This window comes from Desmonostoc muscorum LEGE 12446 (assembly GCF_015207005.2).
GTDB classification, from domain to species: domain Bacteria; phylum Cyanobacteriota; class Cyanobacteriia; order Cyanobacteriales; family Nostocaceae; genus Nostoc; species Nostoc muscorum.
The window spans coordinates 8,516,602-8,528,336 of the sequence record NZ_JADEXS020000001.1 but is presented as its reverse complement, the minus strand read 5'-3'; the positions used below and the strand labels follow the sequence as shown (position 1 = coordinate 8,528,336).

At 38.3% G+C, this 11,735-nt stretch carries 9 protein-coding genes; 7 read left to right on the top strand and 2 right to left on the bottom strand.

Translation table 11 applies throughout. The features are described 5' to 3' along the window. Positions 1 to 14: 14 nt before the first annotated feature. Together IQ276_RS35000 and IQ276_RS34995 are read right to left on the bottom strand one after the other, a co-directional pair. Entirely contained in the window at positions 15 to 1,475 is a 1,461-nt protein-coding gene (locus IQ276_RS35000) for an ISLre2 family transposase (RefSeq protein ID WP_193925627.1), read from the bottom strand. A 142-nt stretch (positions 1,476 to 1,617) separates the two neighbouring features. Next, positions 1,618 to 2,163 (bottom strand): hypothetical protein, encoded by a 546-nt coding sequence (locus IQ276_RS34995; RefSeq protein WP_193916677.1) that lies wholly within the window; start codon positions 2,161 to 2,163, stop codon positions 1,618 to 1,620. A gap of 46 nt (positions 2,164 to 2,209) precedes the next feature. On the opposite strand from IQ276_RS34995, the gene IQ276_RS34990 reads away from it, so the two are divergent. The 7 genes from IQ276_RS34990 to IQ276_RS34960 all read left to right on the top strand — a co-directional run bounded on the left by IQ276_RS34990 (position 2,210) and on the right by IQ276_RS34960 (position 11,685). Beyond that, positions 2,210 to 2,392, top strand: coding sequence for a hypothetical protein (locus tag IQ276_RS34990; RefSeq protein ID WP_193916675.1), 183 nt, complete (start codon positions 2,210 to 2,212; stop codon positions 2,390 to 2,392). 16 nt (positions 2,393 to 2,408) lie between these two features. Beyond that, a complete protein-coding gene (locus IQ276_RS34985) occupies positions 2,409 to 4,790 on the top strand; it encodes an NACHT domain-containing protein (RefSeq protein WP_228043031.1) in 2,382 nt (793 codons plus the stop codon). Positions 4,791 to 4,953: 163 nt separating this feature from the next. Then, entirely contained in the window at positions 4,954 to 6,015 is a 1,062-nt protein-coding gene (locus tag IQ276_RS40830) for a trypsin-like peptidase domain-containing protein (protein ID WP_193916671.1), read from the top strand. A 7-nt stretch (positions 6,016 to 6,022) separates the two neighbouring features. Beyond that, a complete protein-coding gene (locus IQ276_RS34975; RefSeq protein WP_193916670.1) occupies positions 6,023 to 8,617 on the top strand; it encodes a hypothetical protein in 2,595 nt (864 codons plus the stop codon). Positions 8,618 to 8,634: 17 nt separating this feature from the next. Continuing rightward, positions 8,635 to 9,717: an XRE family transcriptional regulator gene (locus IQ276_RS34970; protein WP_193916668.1), complete on the top strand. Its 1,083-nt coding sequence runs from the start codon at positions 8,635 to 8,637 to the stop codon at positions 9,715 to 9,717. Further along, on the top strand, positions 9,705 to 10,619 hold the full coding sequence (locus IQ276_RS34965; protein ID WP_193916666.1) for an AAA family ATPase: 915 nt from the start codon (positions 9,705 to 9,707) through the stop codon (positions 10,617 to 10,619). Before IQ276_RS34970 ends, IQ276_RS34965 begins: the two co-directional genes overlap by 13 nt. Next, a complete protein-coding gene (locus IQ276_RS34960; RefSeq protein ID WP_193916664.1) occupies positions 10,609 to 11,685 on the top strand; it encodes a hypothetical protein in 1,077 nt (358 codons plus the stop codon). The genes IQ276_RS34965 and IQ276_RS34960 overlap by 11 nt, the downstream gene beginning before the upstream one ends. Positions 11,686 to 11,735: the final 50 nt, after the last annotated feature.

The window sequence follows — 11,735 nt, the reverse complement described above, 5'->3', positions numbered from 1 at the left end:
AAGTATAAAATTTATCAAGCAGCTTGGGGTTTGATAAAAGAATTAAAGATAGAACCACAAAAATTATCCCAACTTCCAGCCATCCATTGACAACGCAGATGTAAGATAATTTCTGCATTTTCTTTCAACCAAAATTTACTGTTACCCTTGATTCTTAAGTTGACAACTTGACGAATTAAACTCTCAATTGCTCCACTACCTATTGGTAGTTTTTGGTCTAGTATCTTAGCGTAATTTAAACGCCTTTCACGATAGGCACGTAAAAGGTAATTTCTCTGTGTGACCATAGTTTTACAACGCTCTCCCGTAGCTTCAGATATAAATTCATCCATCTGCCTAATTATGGTCATGGCATTACTTTTTTTTAAAGTTCTCCGTGCTTTTTTAAACCAATTATTCCGCTCCTTATCATCACTAAACGCTACATCAGCAAATTTCTGTAGCCGTTCAGTAACATGGTAAAAATCAAATAATTGATAAGTCGCATCGGGAGATTTCAATTTCTTTAAAAGAGGGGGAATATGCTTCCAAATCCATTCAGCACCGTCAGCAACTAATAAAACTTGTTTTGCTTGACTAATTCCCAAACTAATCAGATGCATTTCTAAAATTGGCAAAAAGCCTTTATAGTCTTCATAAGTGCCATCATTTACAATGTTTATTTCGCCATTTTTAACTTTTTTACCCTGTTCATCAACCACATAAATTGTTAATAATTTTGGCTCAACCCATTCCCCTGTAAAGCCGTGCTTGTTTGTTTTGAGATTTTTTCTACCTTTTTTATTAATCCTAATTCTACTCCTGCCACCATCTACAGCAATCACAACTCTCTGGTCTTTAAGTATATTCCCACCAGGTAATTTACCTTGTTGCAAGTTAGATATTTTAGTTTGACGTAAATCAATGCTGATTTGACCAAATTTATATGTCAATCGTTCAATTCGTTTAAGACTAATATTAATTCCCCAATCACCCAGGATTGTATGTGCGGCTTCAAAAGAACTAGCTATGGCACCATATTTTGTAATATCTGACCAAACTAATGGGGTCAAGCCTTCTGACATTCCTAACCATTTTAGCAAGGGGCAGAATCCAACATTAGTAGATTTATTCTTCGCTTTCTTTTCTCTTTTTTGAACAACGTATGGTAATTTAAGATTTACTACAACATTACCTACTGTTAATATTTCCCTCTTCGTATAACCGTGTCTTTGTGTGTCGGTATGCCACCATCCTTTGGTTTGATTAATTGCTGTTTGATGAGCCGACTCTGATTGAGAAAGCTTATGCAATAATATGGCGATACATTGACCCGCTAAAACTAAGGCAGCCTGTCTAATTTTTTCTTCTCTTTCTTTAACTATTTTTCCAGACCACTCCTCGATATTTTTCAAATCTAAAAGGTTAGTCACATCCTTTTGAAAATCTGATAATGAATCGGCAAAATTTAAATTTGCAGATATATTTTTTTTCATAAAGGTAGATACTTCCTATTTCAAAACTATTCCTGAAAGGAAATTTTACCTTTTTTTCTAGTAGCAACAATGTACAGAAACTTTGTTTTTGGTAGCAGGTTGTATCTTCTAAGCAATATTGCTGCAACTTTTGTATAAAATACTAAATATATACGTAAGAGTTTATTAGCGATCGCTCTCCAGGTGGGGTCATCTCACAAAATCGCATTGCTCCCGTATTAAAGTAACGATAGTTTTCTACATAGTCAGAGATTTCTTGTATAAAAGGTAGCTGCTTAACAGTGTGGTCTTGGTTGGAAAGACGCAGGATGGAACTGGTAAGGCTAATTACCGGGTTTGGTTGATTGTTGGGTTCACCTTTGGTTTGACCGTCAAAGGTAATAATTTCTTTTGTCTCTCCGAATAGTTCTTTCTCTAAGTAAGCTAAACTTGGTAACAATTCTCTAGGGATTCGACCGTCTAAAGCGTCTAATTTGACTTTTTCTGCTTCAAAAAGCTGATGTAAAGTAGAATTTGCCTGAATTATAGTAATTAATTCTGGTTCAATAAACTCCCAGTAATCAGGATCGAGAGCTAGTTGCTGTCCTACATCTTGCAGAAGTGCTTGTTCATCTTCGCTCAAAGGAATTTCCAGTTTTTTCAGCGCCAGTAACAGAGCTAGTAGAGTTTTGGTAACGGAAGAATTCATTGAAGTAAGTTGCTTGTAATACTTTATACGGTTAAAATTCTTAGCTATGAGAAGAGAAGCACTTATAGTTGGTATCAACCAATATCCTTTTTTAAAGGATACACCGACAAGTAAAGCCAAGCATCTGACTACCCCAGCAACGGATGCAGAAGCGATCGCGCTCACAACCATAAAACCATCAGTATTTTCTACAGTATACTTAAGCGTGTCACCTACAAAGTTGACATAAATTAAAGGTTGAGTCGATGGTGAAATTAGACCCCAGCACTATCAATAAATTTGTAGAAATCCTCAGACCATTTGTAGAGTCTGAGAAAGAACGCCAATCTTTCCTAATCGCTGCCCTGGGTAACGATGCACCTGCGTTGCAACACATTAGTTGCGGTGGTTCTGTAGCAACTTTTATACCCCATATGTTGAGTAAGCTAGCATATTTTGGTGGTAGAGAAGCACTTTGCGCGGTCTTGGAATATGCGCGGGAGCAAATGAGCGTCCATGAAAATATTCAGCAACGTATTGATAAACTTATTCGTCAACTTAATTTACCAGCTTCTACAACAAACGATGTTGATGGGCTTGTGCAAAAAGTAAGGAATGGTCTATATGATAGAATCCAAAACTTGCATGGAACCATACAATTATTAGATATCGCCCATCCAGTAGAAATTGACCGTCTTTATGTTGATGTCAATATTCTTGAGGAACCTTGTAGCTACTCTCGTTTAGAAATTGATGAGTTGTTACGGGGTCGTGAGCAAAGAGAAGATTTTAATCGTTTTGGTTTATCCAAAGTGCGCGAGCGAGTCACGGGACTTCAAGCGGTAAAGAAATACACAAAATTAATGATATTAGGAAAACCGGGATCGGGGAAAACTACCTTTTTGCAGCACGTTGTTATTGAATGTAATCAGGGCTATTTGCTAGCTGACCGTATACCAATTTTAATTCGGCTTAGGGATTTTGTAAGACAAGCCAAAAGAGTAAGTAATTTTAGTTTCGATTCTCATATAAGTTCCTACTTGCGGGAAGTTGCTTCTCAACAAGAAGTGACAGCGCTACTTTCAGCAGGTAAGTTTTTATTGCTACTGGATGGACTTGACGAAGTTCCGGAAGAAAACAGTGATGCAGTGGTAGATGAGATTGAGTTTTTTCTAGATAACTATGACCAAAATAACTTTATTATTACCTGCCGAGTTCAAGCGCAAAAATACAGACTCAATCGTTTTAACTATGTCGAAGTTGCTGATTTTAATTCGGAACAAATAGTAAAATTTGCTCACAAATGGTTTGCTGCTAATTCTCGGAATGGATTACAGGAAGCCGAAACAAAATCATCAAAGTTAATAGAGCTATTTAACTTGCCAGAAACCCAAAAAATTAAAGAATTAGTAGTTACCCCCATTTTGCTAAGTTTAACCTGTAGAGTATTTGATGACAAAGGTAAATTTTACTCGAAACAATCTGAACTTTATGAACAAGGATTAGAAATCCTACTGTCAAAGTGGGATGATTCTAGGAGAATTAAGCGTTATTCAGTTTACCAAAATTTATCTATCGAACAGAAGCGGAAACTATTAACTTATTTAGCTGTTCGTAAATTTGAACAAGAGCAATATATGTTGTTTGAACAAGATGAAATTCAAAGTTACATAGCTGAGTATCTTGATATTTCGCTAGAAGATAGTCAAACACTACTTGAGTCAATAGAAGCACAGCATGGTTTAATAGTAGAACGGGCACAGCGAATTTACTCTTTTTCTCACTTGACATTTCAGGAATATTTTGCAGCTAAATGGTTTGTCGAACGTTCTCACTGGAAAGAATTGGTTAGTCATATTACTGATAAACAGTGGCGAGAAGTATTTTTACTATCAGCAGAGATGCAGACGAAAGTAGATAGTTTTATTTTGTTAATGAAACAAAAAGTTGATGCAATAGTTGCTGCTGATGAAAAATTACAAAAAATTCTTGCCTGGGCAAATCAAAAATCTACTTTAGTCGATAAAATTTGTAAATCAGCCGCAATTAGAGCTTTTTATCTATCCATTGAAGTACAAAACTCATTTGACGACCATCTATCGTGTCTTATCATACCTTCATTTAATCCTGGTATATCTCGTTCCTTACAAGTAGATCATTTATTATACCGTTGCGTCTTTCACTCTCGCAGCCCAGATTTTAGCCGACCGCTCTACACTTCTGGCTCAAGCAGTTCATTCTGTATGTCTATAACTTGTATAACAACCACATATTTAGATTTTGAAATGTTTCTTGGTGAACTTCTTAAAGACTCGCTTAACCTCCAACCACAACTAAAAGAAGCATTAATTAAACTCAAAAATAAATTACCAAATGGACAGGAAAGAATAAAATATCAACAGTTCTGGAATGAACACAGTAAAGCTTGGATAGAAGAATTGATAATAACTATGAATAGTTATTGTCAAATATGTCAAGATTGGCAATTAAATAATGAGGAGAAAGAATTATTTAAACAGTATTATAATGCAAATAATTTGTTAGTAGATTGTCTAAATAGAGTTATTGCGATGAGTGATGATGTGAGACAGGAAATTGAGGAAACATTGTTTCTACCCATCGCCGAAATCGAAAAGCGCAAACATTAAAAATGAACGCTACTCATCATATTCTACTTTATTTGGTGGATGCAGATGGCGTAGATTAACAACACCATAACAGGTTAAAATACAAAGCTTTAACGTTGTTCGACCACAAGGCATTTGCTTTAAACTAAAAGTTTAGTAATCAGTTTTATAGGATACAGTAATCGTGACCGTACAGCTATCTACACCTGACTTCCAACGCCTTACCCGTATCATACAGAATTTATCAGACTTTGCTAATGTGCGCGATCGCCGTCGTTTAGTCGCAGGTGCATTACAAGGTGTAGCCCAAGCAGATATTATCCTGGCGCGGTTAGATTTGGATGGTGCGCCGATGGGTGTTTCTGTGGAAGTGGTGCGATTTTTAGCTCAATTTGGACGAGTCGCTTACGATAAAGAAGCCCTCGCTGTCTTCCTCAACTATATTCAGCCTTACACTGGGGATGAAGATAAAGACTTTATCGTAGAATTATTTCAGAACTACCCGCTTGATGTTCCAGTCAGTCCTAGCCGTGGAATTGGCAACTGGAAGGGAATGGATAGTACCGCTGATATCAAAGAAAAGATTATTGGGGAAAATACATTACGCGATATCTACATTTTAAACCTGGCTCTGGAAGCATCAAAAGCTGTGGTGCGTATTGCTACTCTCAAAGGTGCGGGTACAGGGTTTATGATTGCACCTGATTTACTAATGACGAACAATCACGTCATTAAAACTCAGGAAGTAGCAGAAAAAAGTAATTTTAGCTTCAACTATCAACTGGATATCAACGGTAAAGAATGCCCAACACAGATTATTGGGGCTTTACCGGATGGTGCTTTTTACACTAACGAAGAACTGGACTATACAGTAGTAACCCTGAAAGAAGTACCCGACTTCGGCAAACCCTTAATCTTCAAAAGTAAATTAATGCGGCGAGATGACCGCGTAGCAATTATTCAGCATCCTGGCGGTCATTTGAAGAAAATCTCTATACAGAATAACTTTGTTGCTTACGCCGATAATCAAGTATTGCAATATACTACTAGTACAGAACCAGGTTCATCGGGGTCGCCTGTTTTCGATGATGATTTTCAGGTGGTTGGTATTCACCATAGCGGTGGTATGTTAGTAGAACCAAATACCCAACAAAGGTATTTACGTAATGCAGGAACGAGTGCGATCGCATTGTTGAATGACCTGAAAAACAACGTACCAGAAATTTATACTCGTTTAGCGAAGTAGTTAGCCAATGGCACAAGTCAGTGGAAAAATCATTCAAAAGTTATTGCTTATCCTCACGCCATTTATGCGGGATAAGCAACAACGTCAAGCGTATCTTGAACTGGCTTTAGGAACTAATTCACCAGTATTAAACCTTTTGGTGTGGGATACGTCTGCGGATGTTTTTATTCCCCAAATGGTTAACAAACTAGTAACATTTGGAGAAATTACCTCTGGGGAACCAGCACTTTGTGCGTTATTGGAAGTAGTGCGTGCAAATGTAGGTTTAGATAAACAGCTAGAAATTGATAATTTGCTGCAACGAATTCGACAGGAACTTCAACAACCATCTTTATATTCTCCTTCTAAACTCCAGACAGAACAAGAAAATGTCGAATGGCAAGATTCAATAAACTTTTTTCTGCCACAATTAACTTTCATTGATCTCGATAATGCTTTACCAGAAGCAGTATTTCCTAATGGGACGCAAATTAGTTTTAATGGTAAAATAGTTACACCTTTAATTCCTCTTCATCCCATAGTCCTTAAAAATTTTACACTAGAAGATTTAATCAATAAAGTTCACTTTCAATCTATTAATATTGGCAATGCTCCTGGAGTACGGGTAATTATTGATCTGCCCATTTCTGGTATTAAAAATAATGCCAAACACCCTCATAAATATTGCATTTACAAGGATTATCTTTTAAAAGAAGAAAATTACTTACCTGATGTACCAGTCTTAGAAGTATGGCCTTATTTCCGGGTAGAAGGATGGAAAGAATATTACGTTTTCTACTATGACGGTGAATATGGTGAGCAAACTTTTCAAGTAAGTTTACCCGACGCTCAAGAACCGCATATTTTTCAGAATGGTTTAGGTTCCTATCAAATAGCTCATTTGGAGGAATTTCCTTCATATATTATTTGCCAAGACAGTGCGAGGAACATTGTTGGTTTAATTCTACTCAAAACACCAGAGAAAATTCAATTAACAGAAACATGGAGAATCGGCGTAGATTTTGGTACATCTTTTAGCAACGTTTATATTAATAGAAATGGGACAGTAGAACCATTAACCCTGCAAAATCTGCATCTAAAAGTTACAGATGTTCAAGAAGATACTCGCAGCTCTGTATTATTTGAATACTTTATTCCTGAGAGGTTGATTCCTGTTGAGAAGCCTTTCCCATTAGCTAATATCCTGACGTTGAGAGGAAAGAGAAAAGTTAGTCTGGAGAACTCTCGCCCCATTTTAGATGCTCGATTTTATATTCCTAACAGAAGCCTTTTCAAGCCAGAAGAGGATTGGGTAAAGAATAATGTAAATTTTGAAAATCTTATTTTGGCTAAACTATTTCTTCAACACCTAGTCTTGCATATAACAGCGCTAGCGGCTAAAAAATCTGTTAGTCAGATTCAATGGTGTCTTTCATATCCATCTACTATTTCTCTAGATGACAAGGAAAAATACTTGCATATATGGCAAGATTTAACTAAGGATTTACAAGAAAAAACAGGAATAAAACATATTTGTCCAGAGATTTATGATTTAATTCATTTTCGTTCTCAAAGTTTAGCTTTTGCCCAATATTTTGCAGACCGAGAAGACCATCAATTAGTCTATAGTACTTGTATTAATATTGGGGACAGGATTTCAAATATCTCTGATATTTCTATTTGGCAAAACAATAATTTAATTCATCAATGCTCAATAGAATTAGCAGTTAGGGATTTATTTTCACAATTTTTAGAATTAAATCCCAAATTTTTGGAACGAATGCTGAAGGATGAATACGGATACTGGCAAGGATTAGATCATAATACCAAGCTAGATATATTTATGCGTTGGAAAAGCGAAAATTGGCTGAAGAATAAAAGAGCATTTATTGAGGAAGAATCTGACTTTCAAGGATTGCTGAGACTAACGGCATTGGGATTTGCCGGATTGTACTATTACGTGGGTACAATTTTGAGAGTTCTCTTCGACGAGAAAAAATACACTATAAACGAAATTACCCCAGTTTATATGGGTGGAAATGGCTCCCAATTATTACATTGGTTAGCAATTGGAGGTCGATTCGACCGCCATTCTGAGGTCAATAGGCTACTCAGTCGGATGCTGAGTCGAGGTTCTAGTTTCCCCAACACCGAAAAAATTACACGCTTGAGTACAAGACCAGAAGATGAAGTTGCTTGTGGTTTAGTATCAGAGGTTACAAAATTACAATACTTGACTGCAAGAACTAAAGATCCAATAATTTCTGGGGAAGATTGTAAAGTTAACGGTCAGCTAATTAGTTGGAGAAAACGCTTAGAGCTAGAGGTAAATATTGAAGAATTCCATGTTCCTGAAGAAATGTTACAGCTAAGAAACTTTCTCGATCAATTTAACCTGGCGTTGAAAGAGCTAGAAATTGATGGACTTACACCTTTACCTGATTATCAGCCAAGCCAAGGTGTGGACGCAAATCAAAAACTTTGGCGGGATACGTACAAAGAACTCAAAAGGGTTACGTTAAAAATTAAGGGAAACCCAAAAAATATTCGTCCAGAACCACCTTTTATCCTGGGACTAAAAGCATTAATGCATGTTTTAGGTAAGGAATGGGCTGGTAAATAAATAATATAGGTAGCTGTATGGCAATAAATAGTGATTTAATGCAAAAAATATTGCCTCTTCTCACCCAACATTTCAAGGATGAGAAGGATTGCCAATCCTATTTAGCTAAAGCTTTTGGTCTTAATGAAACTATATCCAAGCGTATTGCTTGGAATACTTCAAAAGATATTTTTATAACTGATATGGTTAAGGTGCTAGATATCTATAGCGAAATTACCCCCGGCAAACCTGCAATTTGTGCTTTACTAACAGAAATCCGTAAAGATGTCGGCGTAGATATCCAGAGAAACATTGATAAAATTATCGCAGAATTTCAAGGTTTTCAAACACCAGCGCATTTACTATTTGACCTGCTGTTGCAAATGGATTTTAAGTCGCAGGCGCGGTTAGTTAAAAAAGTTATGGAATTACACCGAACTGCTGCTTTTTTAGTTCACGGCGAACCTTACTGCGGACAGCAACTTTTGGTAAATCGTTTGTTCCGGTTGAAGCCAGAGTGGAAAAATATCTCGCCAATTAAAATCGACGTAAGTCACAACGGTGCAGGTAGAAGTATCCCTCACCTGTGGCGACAGCTAGCATCTTGGTTTCATTTACCGAAAGATGTAAAACCAAAGGAGATTACTCACAAAATTTGCGATCGCCTGCTAACTAAAGATGTGATTTTGATATTTTACACCGTGGATTATATGCCGCCAAAAGTTCTAGTGGCATGGCTGCAAGAATTTTGGGAACCACTGGTGACACAAGTTGAAGCAAATTCCCTTCCGACTCAACATAATACACATTTACTAATGTTTCTGGTAGATAATAGCGGCAGTGTTTGTGAGTCAAATGTCCTGTTGGCAAAGCAATTCGATGAACCGGAGTATCCCCGCATCCCTCTGCACTTACCACCCGTTAGTCCCTTTGGGTTAGATGTCTTAGATGATTGGATTGACATGGTGACGGCGATGGAGAGTATGCGAATACCTACTGGATTAACAGCCAAAATATTGTTAGAGAAAACAGAAAACGGTGTCCCAGAATTTGTTTATGAAGAAATTTGCTGCCACTGTGGTCATAGTTGGGAAGGAGAGTTAGCGAAATGGTTGATTTAGCAAGTGTACTCACCGCCAATGGTAAGCAATATTATGCTGGCAAGCCAATTTCACTCCAGGACTGCCAAAAGTATGGGCTTTCTCCTTACTTACCATCACCCGAACTCATCAAAGCTGTTAATCTTGCCATTTTCTTAGAAAAACGTCCCTTATTGCTCAAAGGTGAACCGGGATGCGGTAAAACCACCTTAGCGCAGGCAGTAGCTTACGAGTTGGGTTTACCCTACGAAACTTGGTATATTAAGTCTACAACCAGAGCCAGGGATGGACTCTACACTTACGACGCTGTTGGTCGTTTGCATGATGCTCAACTTGCTCGCATGGGGGAAGCTAGCAATTCCAAAGTCGAGAATTTAGACAATTACATCAAACTGGGGCCTTTGGGACGTGCGTTTAAAAATGAACAACGCACTGTAGTGCTAATTGATGAAATTGATAAAGCTGATATTGACTTCCCCAATGATTTGTTGCGAGAGTTAGATGAACAGAGGTTTACGATTGAAGAAAAGGGAGAAGAAGTAAAAGCAAATTACCCTCCCATTGTCATCGTTACCAGCAACGATGAAAAGGATTTACCTGATGCTTTCCTGCGGCGTTGTCTGTTTTATTATATTCAGTTTCCTTATCCACAGTTAGCTAATATTGTCAAGTCACACTTTTTGGAATCTTCCTCTGATTTGGTGGAGGCTACAGTGAAGCGTTTTAGCGAATTGCGGCAGAAAATGGAGAAGGGGAAAGCAGGGAAAAAAGTTAGCACCAGTGAGTTGCTAGATTGGTTTGCAGTGTTGCGGCAATTTCCTGAAGATGAGGTGTTAAAGCAGTTGGAGGGAGAAATACCTTTTCCAGAAGTTCTGTTGAAAAAATGGGAAGACCATCTGCGGTATTTGAAGTATGAAACTTGAAGAACTACCACTGTTGGATATTTTTAACAGCTTGCGACAGAGACATGGTTTGCCGTTGGGGGTTGAAGAATATTTGGTGGTTGTACGTAGTTTAGAAGCAGGTTTTGGAATTAGCGATCACCAAGAATTAGAGCAGCTTTGCTGTATGTTATGGGCAAAATCTGAGGAGGAAAATCGCCTGATTCGACGTTTGTTTAGGGAGATGTGGTGGCCAAAGTCAAAGCAAGAAGACAAAAGCACAAAACCCGATACTTCTAATTCACCTACGGATGAGCAGTCATTACTTGACGACCAATCGTCTGATTTAGAGACACCTGGTATTATCCCAGAACCAGTGCAAGCAGTCCAAGCTGTACGGAGCAGTCGCGGGGATAGGGAGATGAAACGCCGCCGCTATATGCTTTTGACAGAGTATTTTCCTGTTACCAAGCGACAAATGAAGCAATGCTGGCGTTATATGCGTCGTCCGGTGCGCCAAGGAGTAGCCACAGAGTTAGATGTTGAGGCAACGGTAGCAAAAATTGGGCGTGAGGGTATTTTACTGCAACCTGTGATGATGCCACCGTGTACCAATCGCACGGATTTGGTGCTACTAATTGACCAAGAAGGCTCGATGGTGCCTTTTCACGATTTGTCGCGGCAGTTGGTGGAAACAGCAGAACGGGGAGGACGGCTGAGAACAACTAATGTATTTTATTTTCACGACTACCCAGATGAATATTTATATCGTCATGCGGCGATGCTTGATGCCAAGGCTGTTTCTGAAGTGTTAGAGGAAATTGGCGAACGAGCAGTAGTATTAATTGTTAGCGATGCTGGGGCAGCACGGGAGAATTTTGACCAAGAACGGGTTGACAGTACTAAGATGTGGATTGAGCAGTTACAGCAGTCGGTTCGTTATTTTGCTTGGCTCAACCCCATGCCTACTGAATGCTGGCGACAAACTACTGCTGGAGAGATTGCCCGTTTTGTACCGATGTTTGAGATGAGTCCGCAGGGAATGAGTGCGGCAATTAGTGTGTTGCGAGGTCGATATATAGTTGGGGAGGTAAGTACTCATGGCTGATGTGACCGCAGACATTAACCAAAGCCGTGCAGTCAGGATTGCCCAGCGAC